Below are 20,210 nucleotides of genomic sequence, written 5' to 3'. Positions count from 1 at the left end.
GACAGACAGCGCCTGATTGTCCTGTGAATTGGGTCGCAGTGCTGTGAATAAGGCCACGAACACGCTAAACGATCACATTCGCCTGCAAGAGTGTCTTCAGATTGCTCATGCGTTCTTTGCGGGCTGTTCACTCCATGAACGACTGTTCCCGGTCAAAGATCCACAAATCACCATCTGGGAGCACGTTTCGTGGCAGCCCTCGCGCGCTGGTGTGTCCGGCACCGCCTCGTCGTCGTTCTGCTCTGGCTCCTCGCCCTCGGCGGGGTCACCGTCGCCGCCGCCGTCACCGGCCCGGCCTACTCGAACGACTACGAGGTCCCCGGCACCGAGTCCGGCCGCGCCACCCAGCTGCTCCAGAAGGGCTTCCCCGGCCTCGGCGGCGACAGCGACACCGTCGTCTGGCACACCACGCCCGGCAGTGTCCGCGCCTCCGACGTCGAGCAGACGATGACCCGCACCCTGGACCGGCTGGAGACCCTGCCCGGGGTGGCCTCCGTGACCAGCCCCTACAAGGGCCAGGGGGCGGGCCAGATCAGCCGCGACGGGCACACCGCGTACGCGACGGTCACCTTCGAGCACCCGGCCCAGGACATCCCGAAGTCCGAGACAGAGGCCGTCGTCTCCACCGCCAAATCCGCCCAGACCGAGGGGCTCCAGGTGGAGCTCGGCGGCAGCGCCGTCGGGTCCACCGTGCCCTCCGGAGGGCACCTCGCCGAGATCGTCGGGGTGGTCGTGGCCGGCGTGGTGCTCCTGCTCGCCTTCGGCTCGCTCGCCGCGTCCCTGCTGCCCCTCGCCACCGCGCTGGTGAGTGTGGGCACCGCCTACGCCGCCATCGAGCTCCTCGGCCACGCCATGACGGTGGCCACCTTCGCGCCCATGCTGGGCATGCTGATCGGCCTCGGCGTCGGCATCGACTACGCGCTGTTCATCGTCACCCGGCACCGACGCGGCCTCAAACGCGGGCTCGACGTCGCGGAGGCGGCCACGACAGCCGTCGCCACCACCGGGCGCGCCGTGGTCTTCGCGGGTGCCACCGTTTGCATCGCCCTGCTGGGCATGTTCATCCTGCGGCTCGGCTTCCTCAACGGAGTCGCGGTCGCCGCCGCCTCGACCGTCGTGCTCACCGTCGCCGCCTCGGTGACGCTGCTGCCGGCCCTGCTGTCCTTCATCGGCCCGCGCGCCCTGAGCAGGCGCGAACGCCGCAGACTGGCCGAGCACGGACCCGAGCCCGAGCTGCCCACCGGCTTCGCCGCCCGCTGGTCCGCGTTCGTCGAACGCCACCCCAAGCTGCTGGGCACCCTCGCGCTGGTCGTCATCACGGTGCTCGCGCTGCCCACGTTCACCCTTCACCTGGGCACCTCCGACCAGGGCAACGACCCGGCGTCGTCGACCACCCGCAAGGCCTACGACCTCGTCGCCGAGGGCTTCGGCCCGGGCGTCAACGGACCCCTCACGCTCGTGACGCGCGTCGACGGGGGCGACGACAAACTCGCCCTGGACAACCTCGGCACCACCCTGCGCTCCACCGAGGGCGTCGCCGCGGTCACCCCCGTGACCTACGACACCGGCGGCAGCACCGCCTACCTGACCGTCGTCCCCGACTCCGCACCCCAGTCCCAGCGCACCAGCGACCTCGTCGACCGGCTGCGCACCGAGGTGCTGCCGCGCGCGGAGACCGGCACCTCGCTCGATGTGCAGGTCGGCGGGGTGACCGCCGGATACGACGACTTCGCCGGTGTCATCGTCGGCAGGCTGCCGCTGTTCGTCGGCGTCGTCGTCAGCCTCGGTTGCGTCCTGCTGCTGCTCGCCTTCCGGTCCGTCGGCATCCCCCTGAAGGCCGCCGCCATGAACGTCGCCGCCGTCGCCGCCGCCTTCGGCGTCGTGGTCGTGATCTTCCAGTGGGGCTGGGGCAGCGAGTTCCTCGGCCTCGGCCGGGCCGGGCCCATCGAACCCTTCCTGCCCGTGATCATGGTCTCGGTGCTCTTCGGCCTCTCCATGGACTACCAGGTCTTCCTGGTCAGCCGGATGTACGAGGAGTGGCTGGAGACCGGCGACAACCGCCGTGCCGTGCGCGTCGGCCTCGCCGAGACCAGCCGGGTGATCAACTCCGCCGCGGTCATCATGATCTCGGTCTTCCTCGCCTTCGTGCTCGGCGGCGACCGGGTGATCGCCATGTTCGGCATCGCGCTCGCCGCCGCGGTGGCCCTCGACGCCTTCGTGCTGCGCACCCTGCTGGTGCCCGCCCTGATGCACCTGCTGGGCCGCGCCAACTGGTGGCTGCCACGCCGGCTGGACGCCGTACTGCCCCGGATCAGCATCGAGCCGCCCGAGTGCCGCGCCGCCCATGAGAAGCTCGGCGACGTCGTGGCGGAACTGGAGAGGGAGCAGCAGCGAGATGTACGCGATACCCCTGGGTGACGACGGAGCCGAACTGCGTCCCCTCGATCCCTGGCACGCCGAGGAGTTCCTCGCGCACCTCGACCGGGGGCGGGACTTCATCGGGCAGTACATCGCCTTCGGGTCCCGGGAGAGGGACGTCGACTCCGCGCGGGCCCTGCTCACCCGGTACGCCGAGAAGCGCGCCGCCGACAGCGGCAGCCTGCACGGCATCTGGCTGGGCGGGAAGCTGGTCGGCGGGGTGCTGTTCCGGACGTTCGACGCGGAGCAGGGCACGTGCGAGGTCGGCTGCTGGCTGGAGCCCGCCGCGGCCGGGCGGGGGCTGGTCACGCGTGCGATGCACGTCCTGCTCGACTGGGCGTTCGGCGAGCGCGGCATGCACCGAGTGGAGTGGTGCGCGGCCTCCGCCAACCAGCCGAGCATCGCCGTCGCCCGCCGGCTGGGGATGACGCGGGACGGAGTGCTCCGCGAGAGCCGCGCCCACCGGGGCGTACGCCACGACATCGAGGTCTGGTCGGTGCTGGCCCCCGAGTGGCGTGCGGCACGCGCGCGTGCCACCCGGAGCGATCATTAAGGGACCTCTCAGACAGCGTCCGTACGGTGCGGCACATGGCAACGAAGACTGCAGACGAGACCGCGACCGAGAGCACCGAGAGCACCGAGATCACCGAGCCCACCGAGAGCGCCGAGGCCACCGAGACCCCGGAGCCGCAGAACGACGAGGTGGAGGCGGGCACGGAGGCCGGCGCCGACGCCGTGAAGGCGGGGCCTTCCGGTGTCGGGCAGGGCGCCGCTGCCGTCGTCTCCGCGGCGCTCGGCCTGGTCTCGCTGAGCGGAAGCTGGCTCGGCACCGTAGCCGGCGCGCGCGAGCAGCTGATCGGCCAGCTGCGCACCTCCACCTCCGCGAGCGTCGCCCAGCAGATCAAGGAGGTCTATGGCGACGCCTGGCGCACCACCGCGCTCTGGGGCGGGCTGTTCGCGCTCCTCGCCCTGATCGTGGGTGTCGTGGTCCTCGCCCGGCCCGCGTTCGGCACCCCGGGCAGGCCGCAGGCGCCCTGGATCAAGTCGGTCGCCTGGGCGGGCGTCACGCTCGGTGTCGTCGGCCTGCTGCTGGCCGTCCTCAAGTACACCGACGCCCTGCTGGCATTGCCGTCAGCCTGAGCATCACCGCAGCTCCAAGAGGGGCCTTAGACCGCCGTAGGTGCCTTACGGCGGTTCTGAGGCCCCTCACGCGCGTCTAAGGCCCCGCACGGCGGCGAAGATGCGGAACCCGCCCGATGCGGCAGGGCCCCCCGGGAGACGAAGGTGGTCTGCGAACACCGCGGGAAGCGGTGTTCGGACACCCACTCCCACAAGGAGCCACCATGTACGGGTACGAGATCCACCAGATGCGCTCCGCCGAGCTGCTCCGCCAGGCCGATCGGGCGCGCCTGGTCCGCGAGGCGCTGCGCGGCCGCCGCGCCGCCCGGCGCCCAGCCGGCCACGACGCCCCCGAGGCGGAGGCCCATAGCAGCGGCCCCCGGCGGCACCGGTTCACCCGGGCCGCGTGAACGCGGGGGAGCGGAGGGTCGCCGGCTCCACGGGGGTGGGCCGGCCCCTTCCGCCGGGTACCGCCCTGCCGAAAAACAGTGCCGCGTTGTCAGATCCGCGTGCGATGCTCGGGACGGTGGAGACCAGGTCTGTCAGTCCGGTGTTCGTGGGCCGCGCGAACGAGTTGGACACGCTGAGCGACGCACTCGCCCGCGCGGCCGGGGGAGAGCCGCTGGCGCTGCTGATCGGTGGCGAGGCCGGCGTCGGCAAGACCCGGCTGATCGAGGAGTTCGCCGCCGCCGCCGGCCGCCGCGGGGCCGTCGTCGCGGTCGGCGGCTGCGTGGAGATCGGCGCCGACGGACTGCCGTTCGCCCCGTTCTCCACCGCCCTGCGCGCCCTGCGTCGGGAACTGCCCGAGGAACTCGCCGCCGCGGCCGCCGGTCAGGAGGAGGAGCTCGCCCGGCTGCTGCCCGAGCTCTGCGAGCAGCCCGTCACGCGCGGCACGGGCCGGCACGACGAGGACGGCATGGCCCGCCTCTTCGAACTCACCGCCCGCCTGCTGGAGCAGGTCGCCGCCGACCGCACCGTGGTCCTCGCCCTGGAGGACCTGCACTGGGCCGACGCCTCCACCCGGCACCTCCTCGCCTACCTCTTCCGCACCCTGCGCACCGGCCGCCTGGTCGTCCTGGCCAGCTACCGCTCCGACGACATCCACCGCCGCCACCCGCTGCGCCCCCTGCTCGCCGAACTCGACCGGCTGCGCACGGTCCGCCGTATCGAGCTCGCCCGCTTCACCCGCGAGGAGGTCGGCCGCCAGATCGCCGGCATCCTCGCCGCCGAACCGGCCCCCGCCCAGGTCGACGAGATCTTCGAACGCTCCGACGGCAACGCCTTCTTCGTCGAGGAACTCGCCTGCTGCGCGAACGAGGGCTGCGTCTCCCTGAGCGACTCCCTGCGCGACGTGCTCCTCGTCCGCGTCGAAGCGCTGCCCGAGTCCGCGCAGCGGGTCGTCAGGATCGCCGCCGAGGGCGGGTCCACCGTCGAGTACCGACTGCTCGCCGCCGTCGCCCGGCTCACCGAGGACGACCTCATCGAGGCGCTGCGGGCCGCGGTGAACGTCAACATCCTCGTCGCCGCACGCACCGGCGACGGCTACCGCTTCCGGCACTCCCTGGTCCGCGAGGCCGTCAGCGACGACTTGCTGCCCGGCGAACGCTCCCGCCTCAACCGCCGCTACGCCGAGGCCCTGGAGGCCGATCCGACGCTCGTCGCCGCCGACGAGCGCGTCACGCGGCTGGCCAGCTACTGGTACCACGCCCACGACCCGGCGAAGGCCCTGCCCGCCGTGCTGGACGCCTCCGTCGCCGCCCGCGCCCGGCACGCCTACAGCGAACAACTGCGCCTTCTGGAGCGGGCGATGGAGCTGTGGGACGGCGCACCGCAGGACGTACGGGCAGGGCTGCGGCCTCTCGACTACATCGAGGCCTACCAGGCCTGCGGCTGCGACCTGGCGAACACGCCCCTGCGCTACCTCGACCTGATGGCCGAGGCGGCCGTCGCGGGCCGCCTCTGCGGGGAGCGGGACCGCGCCATGAAGATCATCAAGAGGGCGCTGCGCCTGCTGGAGGAGGAGCACGACTCGCTGCGTGCGGCCTGGTTCTGGGTGGAGCGCTCCCGGATCGTCCAGGCGAAGGCCCAGGGCGACGGCTGGCACGAACTCGCCACGGCGCAGGAACTGGTGCGCGGCCTGCCGCCGTCCGAGGTGCACGCCGAGGTGCTCGCCACCGTCGCCAACTGGTCCATGGTGCACGTGGGCGGTGCCGAGGCCTTCTCGGCCGCCGAGCGGGCCGTGGAGTACGCGCGCATGGTCGGCGCCTGCGAGATCGAGATGACCGCCCGCCTCACTCTCGGCGGTCTCATGGTCGAAGCCGGCGAGGTCGACACCGGACTGGCCGAGATGCACCAGGTCAACCAGTACACGGTGGCCCACGGCATCGCCACGGTAGCCGGGCGCTCCTACGTCAACCTGCCGTCCGCGCTGGAGTCCGTCGGCCGCTCCCGAGAGGCCGTCCCGCTCCTGGAGAAGGGCATCGCCTTCACCCGCGGACACGGCCTGCTCGACTCCGAGGCCTGGGCCTGGGGCAATCTCGCCGAGTCTCTGTTCACCCTGGGCCGCTGGGAGGAGGCCGCCGACGCGGCCTCCCGGTCCCGGCGCGTCGGCCGGAGCGCCAAACCGCGCGCCTTCCACGCCCGGATCCGCGCCGAACTCGCCCTCGCCCGCGGTGAGCTGCCCGAGGCGGCGGAGCAACTGGCCGACGCGCGAGCCCACTTCGGCACCCACGACTTCGCCCCGCAGCACGCCCTGCCGCTGGCCCGCATCGCGATCGCCGTCGCCGCGGGCGAGGGCCGCCTGCTGGACGCCCGCGCCGAACTCGGCCATGTGCTGGAGGCTGGCTTCCCACCCGGCACCCAGCGATACGGCTGGCCCCTGCTGCTCACCGCCGCCACCATGGAGGCCCGCGCGGTCGGGCCGGCCGCCGCCGACGCCGGCCGCCCCGGCATCCTCGACGGCATCCGGCGGGCCACCAGGACACTGGCCACCAGCGTGCCCGTCTGGCAGGCGTACGAACGCTGGGTGCGCGCCGAACTGCTGCGGGCCGAGGGCCGCAGCCGCCCCGAGGACTGGGCCGAGATCGTCGCCGCCTTCGAGACACTGGAGCGCCCCTACGAGCTCGCCCGGGTCCGCTGCCGACTGGCCGAGGCCCTGCTGCTCTACGGCGAGGACCAGCGGGAGCCCGCCACGGAACTGCTCCGTCTGGCCCACGCCGTCGCCGAGCACCTGGGCGCCCGCCCGCTGGCCGACTCCGTGGCCCTGCTCGCCCAGCGCGCCCGCCTGTCCCTGAACCACGCCCCGCAGCAGCGTCCCGCCCCCGCCGACCCCGCCGAGTCCCTCGGCCTCACCAGCCGGGAGCGTGACGTCCTGCGCCTGGTCTCCCTGGGCCGCACCAACCGCCAGATAGCCGAGGAGCTGTTCATCTCTCCCAAGACGGCCAGCGTCCACGTCTCGAACATCCTCGGCAAGCTCGGCGTCTCAGGACGCGGCGAGGCGGCGGCGGTGGCGCATCGGATGGACCTGTTTCCGCAGGACACGCTCGCTGTTCCGAAGGCGGGGTGAGCCGTACGGTGGACAGCACGGGCAGGGAGGGGCGCGGTGTTCAACATCTTCGAGGAACTGTTCGCGCCGGGCCGCAAGCACACCCGGGACGAGCAGAACCGGCTGGAGCTGACCCGGGAGGACGTCGGGGACAACGATCCCGGGCGGGGGCCCATCGACCTCGCGTCCGGGAAGGTCGTCATGCGACCGCCCAGGGCGGCCGGCGAAGAGGCCGACGCCGAGCCCGGCGACGAGTGAGCACGGGGGCTACCTCACCTCCAGTTCCAGGATCCGGTCGTCGCCCTTCTTCGGGCTGCCGCGGCCGTCCGTGTTGCTGGTGACCAGCCAGAGTTTGCCGCCCCCGGCCGAGGCCACCGTGCGCAGCCGGCCGTAGGTGTCCGTCAGGAACGCCTGGGGCGGCGCCGAGGCCTCCGTACCCTTCAGGGGGATGCGCCACAGACGTTGGCCCCGCAGGCCGGCCATCCAGATGGATCCCTCGGCGTAGGCGATGCCGCTGGGGGAGGCCTCGTCCGTGTGCCACTGGGCGATCGGGTTGTGGTACTTCGGATCGGTCGACCTGCCCTCCACGACCGGCCAGCCGTAGTTGTCGCCGGGCTTGATCGCGTTCAGCTCGTCCCAGGTGTCCTGGCCGAACTCGGAGGCGAACAGGCGCTGCTTGCCGTCCCAGGCGAGGCCCTGCACATTGCGGTGGCCGTAGGTGTACACCGGGGAGCCGGGGAAAGGGTTGCCCGGTGCCGGAGCGCCCTCCGGGGTCAGGCGCAGGATCTTGCCGCCCAGGGACTTCTTGTCCTGGGCCAGGCCCCGCTCGCCGCTCTCGCCCGTGCCCGCGTACAGCATGCCGTCGGGGCCGAAGGCGATCCGGCCGCCGTTGTGGATGACGCCCTTGGGGATGCCCTTGAAGATCGTGTCGGGTGCGCCGAGCTGCTCTCCGGCGGGTTTCCTCGCGTCGTACAGCATCCGCACGATGCGGTTGTCGGAGGCCGAGGTGAAGTAGGCGTAGATCATGTGGTCCGAGGCGTAGCGGGGGGAGAGGGCGATGCCGAGGAGGCCGCCCTCGCCCTCCGGAGCCACCCCGGAGACCGTGCCCAGCTCGGTCTTCTTCCCCGTCTTCTCGTCGATCCGGGTGATCGTCGCCTTGTCGCGGGAGGAGACGAGGAGACCGCCGCCGGGCAGCTGGGCCAGGCCCCATGGACTGTTCAGGCCCTCCGCGACGGTGCGCAGCACCCTGACCGAACCCTTGGCCGGCGGCGCGGCCTCCCCGGCCGCCTGCCCGGCGGAGGAGGACCGGGCCGTCGTGGGGCTCGGCGCAGCGCCCTGCCCCGGCGGCGACCCTTCGGAGGAGCATCCCGCCGCCAACAGCAGCGAGGCGGCCAGCACGCCCGTCACAGCTCGACGTTGCACGATCCTGTCCCTTCGACGCGGCGGGTCCTACTTCTCATACACCGTCCGCGCCTTCCAGGTTCCCGACTGCCCGATCCGACGCGCCCGGGTCCCCGCTCCAGCGGTCGTCTCGAGCCCGCATGGGTGCCTGCGGTTCCCGAATCCCGCCGTCGGTGCTCTCGCCGCGCGGGCCGCTCAGTCCCAGGACCCCCGTGCCGCCGGGAGGCGGCCGAGCTCCGCCAGGTCCTCCGCCGTCAGGCGCAGCCCGGCCGCGCCGGCGTTCTCGGCGACCCAGCGTTCCCGCTTGGCGCCCGGGACCGGGACCACGTGCCGCCCCTGGGCCAGCGTCCAGGCCAGGGCCACCTGGGCCGCGGTGACGTGCTCGCCGTGCCGTGCGGCCACGCGCCGCAGGCCGGCGACGATCGGCTGGTTGGCGGCCATCATCTCGGCGGTGAAGCGCGGGTGGCGGGCCCGCACATCGTCCGGTTCGAAGCCCTGGCCGGGCGTGAGCGTGCCGGTCAGAAAGCCGTTGCCGAGCGGCATCGCGGCCAGGAAGCCGACGCCCCGCGCCGCGCACCAAGGCAGCAGGGACTCCAGTGCCTCCGGCGACCACACCGACAGTTCGGCCTGCACCGCGCTCACCGGGAACACCTGCTGCACCCGCTCCAGCTGCCGGATCGTTCCGTCGTGCAACCGCCCCCTGGATCGGCGCCCGCCGCGCGCCCCCACGGCGGACAGGCCCAGCGCCCGCACCTTCCCGGCCCGCACCAGATCCGCCATCGCCCCCCAGGTCTCCTCGACCGGGACCTCCGGGTCCGCGCGGTGCAACTGGTACAGGTCGATCACGTCCGTCTGCAGCCGTCGCAGCGAAGCGTCGCAGGCTCGCCTCACATAGCCGGGGCGGCCGTTGGCCACGACGTGCTGTTCACCCACCAGCAGACCCACCTTCGTCGAGACGAAGGCGTCGGAACGCCGCTCCCTCAACACCCGCCCCACCAGCAACTCGTTGGTGAACGGCCCGTACATGTCGGCCGTGTCCAGGAGCGTCGCACCCAGGTCCAGCGCCCGGTGCACGGTTCTGAGCGACTCCTCCCCCCGCTGCCGCGACGCGCTGTACGCCCAGCTCATCGGCATGCACCCGAGTCCTACGGCCCCCACCGCGAGTGCCGCCGCGCCGATCGTCCTGCGCTCCACCTCGCCGTAACCCTCCCTCTCCTGCGGCCCACCAACCTAACCTCTGCCTCCCCGCGCACCTGGCATAGCCTCCTGAGCATGACTGCTGATGTGTGGCTGCCCATCCCGCCGGACGAGATCGACGGGCTCCCCGAGGGGCCGAACTACCTGTTCTGGGACGGAGGCGACGACGGCGACCAGGAGTTCCCCGCGGACCCGGCCGACTGCGTCTTCTACGTCGTGCCGTATATGAGGCCGGCCGGACTCGGCATGCGCCCGATGCCCCGCATGAGTTCGGTGCGGGTCGTGCAGACGCTGTCCGCCGGCACCGACCACGTGGAGCCCGGCCTGAAGAACCTTCCGGCGGGGGTACGGCTGTGCAACGCCCGCGGGGTGCACGAGGCGAGCACGGCCGAGCTCACCCTGGCGCTCGTCCTCGCCTCCCTGCGCGGCATCCCCGGCTTCGTACGGGCCCAGGACCGGGGCGAGTGGCGGGGAGGTTTCCATCCGGCGCTCGCCGACAAGACCGTCCTCATCGTCGGTTACGGATCCATCGGCGCCGCCATCGAGGACCGGCTCGTGGCCTTCGAGCTCGCGCGGGTGGCGCGCGTGGCGCGCTCCGGGCGCACCACAGCGCGCGGTCCGGTGCATCCGCTCACCGATCTGCCCTCACTGCTTCCGGAAGCCGATGTCGTCGTCCTCTCCACGCCCTTGACAGAGGCGACCCGCGGCCTGGTGGACGCCGACTTCCTCGCCCGGATGAAGGACGGCGCCCTGCTCGTCAACGTCGCACGCGGGGCCGTGGTCGACACGAAGGCCCTGCTGGCAGAGGTGGAGAGCGGTCGCCTCACCGCCGCCCTCGACGTCACCGACCCCGAACCGCTGCCCCCGGGGCATCCGTTGTGGCACGCGCCGGGCGTACTGATCAGCCCGCACGTGGGCGGCCCGACATCGGCGTTCCTGCCGCGCGCGAAGCGGCTGCTGACAAGCCAGTTGCACCGGTTCGTGAACCAGGAGCCGCTCGCCAACGTGGTTCTGACGACGGGTGCGGAAGGCGTGTGATCCCCTTCGGGTACGGACCGCGACCTCCTGGATGCGGTGCGTGTGCGCACAGGGGTCGGTCGTCACGGAGCGTAGAGACACTATGTCCCTGAGTGACGAGACTGGTGTATCGTCCCCGACAGGGGCTGCGCCGCGACCGTTCGGCGCCGGGGACGGACATTTCAGACTGTGAGGGGGGCGACGCGCGATGCACGGCCTGGGGACGCACGATCCGACGCGGTGGGGCCGCCGTCAAAGGCCCTGGCACACGGCCGCGCGCAGACGCGGCCACCACGGCAGTCATCACACCCATCACATGCATCACGGCAATCTCGGCAGTGGTTCCGGCCGGCACTGCCAGCACAGCCACCACCAGCACCGCAGGCCGGGCGGACGCCGCAGGCACGCGCACACGGCGCACCTGGACCCTCGGGACCCGGCGGCGCGGACCGGGAGGGACCGGTGAGCCCGGCCCCGCCCGCCTTGCCCACGCTCGACGGAGCGCTGCGGCCCCGGTCCTCGCCGGGTGCGCTGAGGGCCCGGCCGCCGGCCGCCGCCGGCACCGCCCGCAGACTCGTACCGCAACTCCTCCTGGCCGTGCTGTGCGCGGGATACGCCGTCGGTTCCGCCTTCGACTGGGGCACCCACGAGGTCGCGCTGATCATGGGTGACTTCGGGCTGGCCGCCGCGGCCGGGACCGCCGCCGTCTCCTGCGTCGTGTACGGCCGCGGGCCTCGCGTCCGCTTTCGTCCCGCGTGGCTGCTGTTCGGCGTCTCCTCGGCGATGGCGGCCCTGGGCAACGCGGTCTGGGGGTGGTACGAGGTCGTCCTGGACGAGCCCGTGCCCAGCCCCAGTTACGCGGACCTGTTCTTCCTCTGCTTCGCGCCCCCCGCGATCGTCGGCCTCCTGGTGCTCGCCAAACGACCCGTGAACAAGGCTGGTTGGGTGTGCCTGGCGCTGGACGCCTGGCTGATCGGCGGCTCGCTGCTCACGCTCTCCTGGAGCCTCGCGCTGGCCCAGGCGGCGAAGTTCGACGGACCGAGCGTCGCGCACACCGCCCTCTCGCTGGCCTACCCGCTGCTGGACATCGCCCTGGTCAGCATGGTGCTGGCGCTGCACTTCCGGCGTTCGCCGATCAACCGCACCGCCGTGAACACCGCGATCGGCGGCCTCGCCCTGACCGTGCTGAGCGACGCCCTGTTCACCTCGCCGCTGCTGCACAACAGCTACCGGTCCGGGCAGCTGCTGGACGCCGGCTGGTTCGCCGGCTCGCTGCTCCTGGCGTACGCCCCCTGGGTCGCGCCGCGGTGCGCCTCGGCGGCCGCCGCCGGACACGAGAGGGGCCATCGGGCGGGACCCGCCGGACACGAGTCCGCCGGACGCGCCGCCGACGAGCACGAGCCCACCGGAAAGCAGGCCGATGGCCACACGCGCGTGGCCGACGGACAGGCACCGGAGGCCGACGCCGGCCCCGCGCCCGCCGCCGACGGACACGCCCCCGCCGTAGGCGGACAGGCGGCCCCCGCGAGCGGCGGGCGCGCGCGTGTGGCCCACGACCGGACGCCCGGACGGCGGCCGGTCCCCCGCGCCGGGTACGGCCGCCCGCCCGCGCCGGCCGGCGACGACGTCCGGTACCCGGCCGCCCGGCCGATCTCCGGCTCCCTCGCCGCCCTCACGCCGTACCTCGCCGCCGCCGTCTGCACGCTGGGGATCCTCTACAACGTGCTCAACGGCCACAGCGTCGACCGCGTGGTGCTGATCACCGCCGGTGCCGTCGTCCTCGCCCTCGTCGTGCGCCAGGGCATCATGCTGCTCGACAACATCACCCTCACCCAGGAACTGGCCCAGAAGGAGAACCACTTCCGCTCCCTGGTGCAGGGCTCCAGCGACGTCATCATGATCGCCGCGCCCAACGGCATCCTGAGGTACGTCTCCCCGGCCGCCGCCGGAGTGTACGGGCGGCCCGCGGAGGAGCTGGTGGGCACCGAGCTGGCAGGCCTCATCCACCCCGAGGACCTGGGCTGCGTGGTGCACGAGGTGCGCCGCTTCCTCGTCGCCGGCCCGCAGGAGGAGCCCACCACACGCATCGAGTGCCGCTTCCGCTCCGGCGACGGCGGCTGGCTCAACGTCGAGTCGACCATCAACCGCCACCACGGCGGCCTGATCTTCAACAGCCGGGACGTCACGGAGAGAGTGCGCCTGCAGGCGCAGCTGCAGCACAACGCCGAGCACGACCCGCTCACCGACCTGCCCAACCGCGCGCTGTTCACCAAGCGCGTGCAGCAGGCCCTGTCCGGCCGCCGCTCCACCGACCACGGCACCGCCGTGCTCTTCATCGACCTGGACGGCTTCAAGGCCGTCAACGACACGATCGGGCACCAGGCCGGGGACGAACTGCTCGTCCAGGCCGCCCGCAGACTCCAGGAGGCCGTCCGGCACGGGGACACCGCCTCCCGGCTGGGCGGCGACGAGTTCGCGGCCCTCATCGTCGGGGACGGCACCCGCGACCGCACCGCCCGCGAAGGACACATCCTGGAGCTCGCCGACCGCCTCAGGGTGACACTGTCACAGCCGTACCTCATCGGCGGCAACGATGTCCGTGTCGCCGCCTCCATCGGCGTCGCCTTCACCGAACCCGGCCTGGGCGCCGGCGAGTTGCTGCGCAACGCCGACCTGGCCATGTACCGGGCCAAGGCGGCCGGAAAGGGCCGCGTCGAGCTGTACAAGCCGCAGATGCAGCAGGACGTCGTCCGCAAGACGGAGCTGGCCACCCGGCTCAGGTCCGCCCTGCACGACGGCGAGTTCACGCTGCTGCACCAGCCGGTGGTCTGCCTGGAGACCGGCCGGATCACGGCGGTCGCGGCGCAGGCGCGCTGGCGCTCCTCCCAGGGGGTGCTCTTCACGCCCGCCGAGTTCCTGCGGGTGGCCGAGGACAGCGACAGGACGGCCGAACTGGGCCGCTGGATGCTGGAGGAGGCCGTCGAACAGGCCGCCGAGCGCGCCCGGAGCGGTCTGACCGTGCCCGTGGTGGTCCGGGTGGGCGCCCGCCGCCTGGTGGACCGCTCACTGCCCCCGGGCACCGTGGAGGCCCTGCTGACCCGGCACGGGCTGCCCTCCGGGTCGCTGGTGATCGAGCTGTCCGACACCGACCCCCGGGTCTCCCTGGACGAGCTGGAGCGGCGGCTGGCCGGCCTCAGACGCCTCGGCGTCCGGATCGCGCTGGACGGCTTCGGCAGCGGCCACGGGACGATCACGGCCCTCAGACGGCTCCCCCTCGACGTGCTCAAGCTCGACCGCGGCCTGGTCGAGGGCGTCGTCGAGTCCGCCCGGCTGCACAAGATCACCGGCGGGTTGCTGCGCATCGCCGGCGACCTCGGGCTGCAGTCCGTGGCCGACGGCGTGGACCTGCCGGAGCAGGTCGTCGCCCTGCGCGCGATGGGGTGCACCCACGGGCAGGGCATGACGTTCTCCGGCCCGCTGGACGAGTACCGGCTGCGCCGGGCGCTCACCTCCGGCCGCTACCCGGTGCCGCACGGCTCGGCCGAGCCGGCCTTCGCCGGGGGTGTCAGAGAGCCGGAGGGGCGCGTCGGAGTCGAGGGTGCGACCGCGCTGCGGCCCGACGGGCTGAGCACGGTCGTGGCCTCGACGCCGACGGTGGCGCCCCGGAGATGAACGAGCCGTGGAAAGGGGCACGGGGGTGTGCACCGGTGGGCTGGTGGCCGTCCTGGGAGGCGGGACGACCGCTGGCTCACATAGTGAGACTCCCGTCCCACCCACTTGACACCAGATGCGTGCCGGGGGGAGGGTCAGTGCCATGCGCACCCGAATTCTCGTACTTGGACAGCGCGTCGGCTGAGCTGGGACCCACCGAAGACACCACCCGGAATCCCCAGCGACCCTCACCGGCGCGCTCCCCTCGCTTGCCTCACGGCACGAGGGGTTTTTTGTTGCACGGGCACCTGCCGCACAGCAGTCCGATACCGTGCGAACCTGGCGAAAGCCGACACCCGAACCCTCGCAGAACCTCAGCATCGAGAAGAGAATGCCGATGACCGAGCAGGCCACCGGGGCCCACCATCCGCAGCCGCGGCCCCGATCCGGAGGACACCAGTTGGCGCCCGAGCACGTCACGGGTGCGCAGTCCCTCATCCGCTCTCTCGAGGAGGTCGGCGCCGACACCGTATTCGGCATTCCCGGCGGTGCGATCCTTCCCGCCTACGACCCGCTGATGGACTCCACCCGGGTGCGCCACGTCCTGGTCCGGCACGAGCAGGGCGCCGGCCACGCGGCCACCGGCTACGCGCAGGCCACCGGCAAGGTCGGCGTCTGCATGGCCACCTCGGGCCCCGGCGCCACCAACCTGGTCACGCCGATCGCAGACGCCCACATGGACTCCGTCCCGCTGGTGGCGATCACCGGCCAGGTGGCGTCCTCCTCGATCGGCACGGACGCCTTCCAGGAGGCGGACATCGTCGGCATCACCATGCCGATCACCAAGCACAACTTCCTGGTCACCAAGGCCGAGGACATCCCCCGGGTGATCGCGCAGGCGTTCCACATCGCCTCCACCGGCCGCCCCGGCCCGGTCCTCGTCGACATCGCCAAGGACGCCATGCAGGCGAAGACCACCTTCTCCTGGCCGCCGGTGATGGACCTGCCCGGCTACCGGCCCGTCACCAAGCCGCACGCCAAGCAGATCCGCGAGGCCGCCAAGCTCATCACGGCCGCCAGGCGGCCGGTCCTCTACGTCGGCGGCGGCGTCCTCAAGGCCAGGGCCACCGCCGAGCTGAAGGTGCTGGCCGAACTCACCGGAGCGCCCGTCACCACCACCCTGATGGCGCTCGGCGCGTTCCCCGACAGCCACCCGCTGCACGTGGGAATGCCGGGCATGCACGGTGCGGTCACCGCCGTCACCGCGCTGCAGAAGGCCGACCTGATCGTCGCCCTCGGAGCCCGCTTCGACGACCGCGTCACCGGCAAGCTGGACAGCTTCGCCCCGTACGCCAAGATCGTCCACGCCGACATCGACCCCGCCGAGATCGGCAAGAACCGCGCCGCCGACGTGCCGATCGTCGGCGACGCCCGCGAGGTCATCGCCGACCTGATCCAGGCCGTCCAGAAGGAGCACAGCGAGGGCCACAAGGGCGACTACACCGCCTGGTGGAAGGACCTCAGCCGCTGGCGCGACACCTACCCGCTCGGCTACGACCAGCCCGAGGACGGCTCGCTCTCCCCGCAGCAGGTCATCGAGCGCATCGGACAGCTCGCCCCCGAGGGCACGATCTTCGCGGCGGGCGTCGGCCAGCACCAGATGTGGGCCGCGCACTTCATCCAGTACGACCGGCCCGCCACCTGGCTGAACTCCGGCGGCGCCGGAACCATGGGGTACGCGGTGCCGGCCGCCATGGGCGCCAAGGCCGGGCAGCCGGAGCAGACCGTCTGGGCGATCGACGGCGACGGCTGCTTCCAGATGACCAACCAGGAGCTCACCACCTGCGCCCTGAACAACATCCCGATCAAGGTCGCCATCATCAACAACGGCGCCCTCGGGATGGTCCGCCAGTGGCAGACCCTGTTCTACAACCAGCGCTACTCCAACACCGTGCTGCACTCCGGCCCCAACGACGTCAACCCGGAGGCCCGCGGCACCCGCGTCCCCGACTTCGTGAAGCTGTCGGAGGCCATGGGCTGCTACGCGATCCGCTGCGAGTCCCCGGAGGACCTGGACAAGGTCATCGAGGAGGCCAACTCCATCAACGACCGGCCCGTTGTCATCGACTTCATCGTCCACGAGGACGCCATGGTGTGGCCGATGGTCGCCGCCGGCACCTCCAACGACGAGATCATGGCCGCCCGGGACGTCCGCCCCGACTTCGGCGACAACGAGGACGACTGAGAGCCACCGAGGACTTCAGGAAGGTACGACCGTCATGTCCACCAAGCACACGCTCTCGGTCCTGGTCGAGAACACCCCCGGCATCCTCGCCCGGATCGCCGCCCTGTTCTCCCGCCGCGGCTTCAACATCGACTCGCTCGCGGTCGGCGTCACCGAGCACCCCGACATCTCCCGCATCACCATCGTGGTCAGCGTCGAGGACCTGCCGCTGGAGCAGGTGACCAAGCAGCTCAACAAGCTCGTCAACGTGCTCAAGATCGTCGAGCTGGAGCCCGGTCAGGCGGTGCAGCGCGAACTCGTTCTGGTGAAGGTGCGCGCCGACAACGAGACGCGCTCCCAGATCGTCGAGATCGTCCAGCTGTTCCGCGCCAAGACCGTCGACGTCTCCCCGGACGCCGTGACCGTCGAGGCCACCGGGTCCAGCGACAAGCTGTCGGCCATGCTCAAGATGCTGGAGCCCTTCGGCATCAAGGAGCTGGTCCAGTCCGGGACCATCGCGATCGGGCGCGGCGCCCGTTCGATCACGGACCGGTCGCTGCGCGCCCTCGACCGGTCGGCTTAGCGACGTATTCGGGCGGTCGGGGGACACCGGCCGCCCGTATACCGAGACCCCCGAACCTCCCGTCCCCTCACCGGCATACGGTGGGACGCACAACCTGCACACCAAGGAGAGAACCCAAAGTGGCCGAGCTGTTCTACGACGCTGACGCCGACCTGTCCATCATCCAGGGCCGCAAGGTCGCGGTCATCGGCTACGGCAGCCAGGGCCACGCCCACGCCCTGTCGCTGCGCGACTCCGGTGTCGACGTCCGGGTCGGTCTGCACGAGGGCTCCAAGTCCAAGGCCAAGGCCGAGGAGCAGGGCCTGCGCGTGGTCACCCCCGCGGAGGCCGCCGCCGAGGCCGACGTCATCATGATCCTGGTCCCGGACCCGATCCAGGCCCAGGTCTACGAGGAGTCCATCGCCCCCAACCTGAAGGACGGCGACGCGCTGTTCTTCGGCCACGGCCTGAACATCCGCTACGGCTTCATCAAGCCCCCGGCCGGCGTGGACGTCTGCATGGTCGCGCCGAAGGGCCCGGGCCACCTGGTGCGCCGTCAGTACGAGGAGGGCCGCGGCGTTCCGTGCATCGTCGCCGTGGAGCAGGACGCCTCCGGCAACGCCTTCGCGCTCGCGCTGTCCTACGCCAAGGGCATCGGCGGCACCCGTGCCGGCGTCATCAAGACCACCTTCACCGAGGAGACCGAGACCGACCTGTTCGGTGAGCAGGCCGTCCTGTGCGGTGGCACCGCGGCCCTGGTGAAGGCCGGCTTCGAGACCCTGGTCGAGGCGGGCTACCAGCCGGAGATCGCCTACTTCGAGTGCCTGCACGAGCTGAAGCTGATCGTCGACCTCATGTACGAGGGCGGCCTGGAGAAGATGCGCTGGTCGATCTCCGAGACCGCCGAGTGGGGCGACTACGTCACCGGCCCGCGCATCATCACCGACGCCACCAAGGCCGAGATGAAGAAGGTCCTGGCCGAGATCCAGGACGGCTCGTTCGCCAGGAACTGGATGGACGAGTACCACGGCGGCCTGAAGAAGTACAACGAGTACAAGAAGCAGGACTCCGAGCACCTGCTGGAGACCACCGGCAAGGAGCTGCGCAAGCTCATGAGCTGGGTGAACGAGGAGGCGTAAGCCTCGTGGCGGAGGGGCCGGAGCAGATGCTCCGGCCCCTTTTGCCGGACCCGGAGTAACGTCGTCAGTCGAAGGTGGACTCGCGGCGTTGTCCACCCCGTCCAGCCACGGACGGGTGATCCTTCCGCAGCGGCGTAATACGACGCACGCGACGCCACTACACTGCTGCACAACAACGCGTCAGGCCCACAGCGTCGTGCGTCTTCCACGCGGCTAGCCCCCCTCCACCGCCTGCGGCCGTCGGGACGGCCGTCCGCACGCATTGGACTTGTGAGGACTCACGTGAGCTCGAAACCCGTCGTACTCATCGCTGAAGAGCTGTCGCCCGCCACCGTCGACGCGCTCGGCCCGGACTTCGAGATCCGGCACTGCAACGGCGCCGACCGTGCCGAACTGCTCCCCGCCATCGCCGACGTGGACGCGATCCTGATCCGCTCGGCCACCAAGGTCGACGCGGAGGCGATCGCCGCGGCGAACAGGCTCAAGGTCGTCGCCCGCGCCGGTGTCGGCCTGGACAACGTGGACGTCTCCGCCGCCACCAAGGCCGGCGTGATGGTCGTCAACGCCCCGACCTCCAACATCGTGACCGCCGCCGAGCTGGCCTGCGGTCTGATCCTCGCCACCGCCCGCAACATCCCGCAGGCCAACGCCGCGCTGAAGAACGGCGAGTGGAAGCGGAGCAAGTACACCGGTGTCGAGCTGGCGGAGAAGACCCTCGGTGTCGTCGGTCTCGGCCGCATCGGCGCCCTGGTCGCCCAGCGCATGTCCGCCTTCGGAATGAAGGTCGTCGCCTACGACCCGTACGTGCAGCCCGCGCGGGCCGCTCAGATGGGCGTCAAGGTGCTGACCCTGGACGAGCTGCTGGAGGTCTCCGACTTCATCACCGTCCACCTTCCCAAGACCCCCGAGACCCTCGGCCTGATCGGCGACGAGGCGCTGCGCAAGGTCAAGCCGAGCGTCCGCATCGTCAACGCCGCGCGCGGCGGGATCGTCGACGAGGAGGCGCTGTACTCGGCGCTCAAGGAGGGCCGGGTCGCGGGCGCGGGCCTGGACGTGTACGCCAAGGAGCCGTGCACGGACTCCCCGCTGTTCGAGTTCGACCAGGTGGTCTGCACCCCGCACCTCGGCGCCTCCACCGACGAGGCCCAGGAGAAGGCGGGCATCGCGGTCGCCAAGTCCGTGCGCCTCGCGCTGGCCGGTGAGCTGGTACCGGACGCGGTGAACGTCCAGGGCGGTGTCATCGCCGAGGACGTCAAGCCGGGCCTGCCGCTCGCCGAGCGCCTCGGCCGCATCTTCACCGCCCTCGCGGGCGAGGTCGCGGTCCGGCTCGACGTCGAGGTCTACGGCGAGATCACCCAGCACGACGTGAAGGTGCTGGAGCTCTCCGCGCTCAAGGGCGTCTTCGAGGACGTGGTCGACGAGACGGTGTCCTACGTCAACGCCCCGCTGTTCGCGCAGGAGCGCGGCGTCGAGGTGCGCCTGACCACCAGCTCCGAGTCGGCCGACCACCGCAACGTCGTCACGGTGCGCGGCACCCTCGCCGACGGCGAGGAGGTCTCGGTCTCCGGCACGCTGGCCGGCCCGAAGCACCTCCAGAAGATCGTCGCGGTCGGTGACTACGACGTCGACCTCGCGCTCGCCGACCACATGGTCGTCCTGCGCTACGAGGACCGTCCGGGCGTCGTCGGCACGGTGGGCCGCATCATCGGCGAGGCGGGCATCAACATCGCCGGCATGCAGGTCGCCCGTGCCACGGTGGGCGGCGAGGCACTGGCGGTGCTGACGGTCGACGACACGGTGCCGCCCGGCGTTCTCGCCGAGGTCGCGGCGGAGATCGGGGCCGCCTCGGCCCGGTCCGTGAACCTCGCCTGAGTTCCCCGCCCCTCTGGGGGGCCACGCCCCCCAGGCCCCCTGTGTCGACCTGAGGGACCTCGTCCT

14 protein-coding genes are annotated in these 20,210 nt (G+C 71.8%); 12 read left to right on the top strand and 2 right to left on the bottom strand.

Features of this window, described 5'->3' with window-relative positions:
• Positions 1-189: 189 nt before the first annotated feature.
• The 6 genes from BZY54_RS22345 (at position 190) to BZY54_RS22320 (ending at position 7,339) form a co-directional block, all read left to right on the top strand.
• Positions 190-2,418 carry an MMPL family transporter gene (locus BZY54_RS22345; protein WP_086727118.1) on the top strand — a complete coding sequence of 743 codons (2,229 nt, stop codon included), beginning with the start codon at positions 190-192 and terminating at the stop codon, positions 2,416-2,418.
• Positions 2,396-2,971 (top strand): GNAT family N-acetyltransferase, encoded by a 576-nt coding sequence (locus tag BZY54_RS22340; RefSeq protein WP_086727117.1) that lies wholly within the window; start codon positions 2,396-2,398, stop codon positions 2,969-2,971. Before BZY54_RS22345 ends, BZY54_RS22340 begins: the two co-directional genes overlap by 23 nt.
• A gap of 35 nt (positions 2,972-3,006) precedes the next feature.
• Positions 3,007-3,558 (top strand): hypothetical protein, encoded by a 552-nt coding sequence (locus BZY54_RS22335; RefSeq protein WP_086727116.1) that lies wholly within the window; start codon positions 3,007-3,009, stop codon positions 3,556-3,558.
• 203 nt (positions 3,559-3,761) lie between these two features.
• Positions 3,762-3,947: a hypothetical protein gene (locus BZY54_RS22330; protein WP_086727115.1), complete on the top strand. Its 186-nt coding sequence runs from the start codon at positions 3,762-3,764 to the stop codon at positions 3,945-3,947.
• Positions 3,948-4,051: 104 nt separating this feature from the next.
• Positions 4,052-7,102 carry a helix-turn-helix transcriptional regulator gene (locus BZY54_RS22325; RefSeq protein WP_086727114.1) on the top strand — a complete coding sequence of 1,017 codons (3,051 nt, stop codon included), beginning with the start codon at positions 4,052-4,054 and terminating at the stop codon, positions 7,100-7,102.
• Between the two features lie 36 nt (positions 7,103-7,138).
• The gene (locus BZY54_RS22320) at positions 7,139-7,339 is read left to right on the top strand and encodes a DUF6191 domain-containing protein (RefSeq protein WP_086727113.1); all 201 of its coding nucleotides are present in this window, start codon (positions 7,139-7,141) and stop codon (positions 7,337-7,339) included.
• Between the two features lie 9 nt (positions 7,340-7,348).
• Here BZY54_RS22320 and BZY54_RS22315 read toward each other — a convergent pair whose 3' ends face one another.
• A complete protein-coding gene (locus BZY54_RS22315) occupies positions 7,349-8,503 on the bottom strand; it encodes a PQQ-dependent sugar dehydrogenase (RefSeq protein WP_244217280.1) in 1,155 nt (384 codons plus the stop codon).
• Between the two features lie 174 nt (positions 8,504-8,677).
• Positions 8,678-9,676 carry an aldo/keto reductase gene (locus BZY54_RS22310; protein ID WP_086727111.1) on the bottom strand — a complete coding sequence of 333 codons (999 nt, stop codon included), beginning with the start codon at positions 9,674-9,676 and terminating at the stop codon, positions 8,678-8,680.
• Between the two features lie 78 nt (positions 9,677-9,754).
• On the opposite strand from BZY54_RS22310, the gene BZY54_RS22305 reads away from it, so the two are divergent.
• From BZY54_RS22305 to serA, 6 genes are all read left to right on the top strand, one after another.
• Complete coding sequence (locus tag BZY54_RS22305) at positions 9,755-10,717, top strand: 2-hydroxyacid dehydrogenase (RefSeq protein WP_086727110.1); 963 nt, start codon at positions 9,755-9,757, stop codon at positions 10,715-10,717.
• A 441-nt stretch (positions 10,718-11,158) separates the two neighbouring features.
• On the top strand, positions 11,159-14,368 hold the full coding sequence (locus BZY54_RS22300; RefSeq protein ID WP_167414040.1) for a putative bifunctional diguanylate cyclase/phosphodiesterase: 3,210 nt from the start codon (positions 11,159-11,161) through the stop codon (positions 14,366-14,368).
• 376 nt (positions 14,369-14,744) lie between these two features.
• Complete coding sequence (locus BZY54_RS22295; RefSeq protein ID WP_208640723.1) at positions 14,745-16,592, top strand: acetolactate synthase large subunit; 1,848 nt, start codon at positions 14,745-14,747, stop codon at positions 16,590-16,592.
• 34 nt (positions 16,593-16,626) lie between these two features.
• Positions 16,627-17,154, top strand: coding sequence for an acetolactate synthase small subunit (ilvN, locus tag BZY54_RS22290; RefSeq protein WP_086727107.1), 528 nt, complete (start codon positions 16,627-16,629; stop codon positions 17,152-17,154).
• 119 nt (positions 17,155-17,273) lie between these two features.
• Complete coding sequence (gene ilvC, locus BZY54_RS22285) at positions 17,274-18,272, top strand: ketol-acid reductoisomerase (RefSeq protein ID WP_086727106.1); 999 nt, start codon at positions 17,274-17,276, stop codon at positions 18,270-18,272.
• 282 nt (positions 18,273-18,554) lie between these two features.
• On the top strand, positions 18,555-20,144 hold the full coding sequence (gene serA / locus BZY54_RS22280) for a phosphoglycerate dehydrogenase (protein WP_086727105.1): 1,590 nt from the start codon (positions 18,555-18,557) through the stop codon (positions 20,142-20,144).
• Positions 20,145-20,210: the final 66 nt, after the last annotated feature.

Source organism: Streptomyces carpinensis (genome assembly GCF_002154505.1).
Taxonomy (GTDB): Bacteria; Actinomycetota; Actinomycetes; order Streptomycetales; family Streptomycetaceae; genus Streptomyces; species Streptomyces carpinensis.
This window is presented reverse-complemented; position numbering and strand designations above follow the sequence as displayed.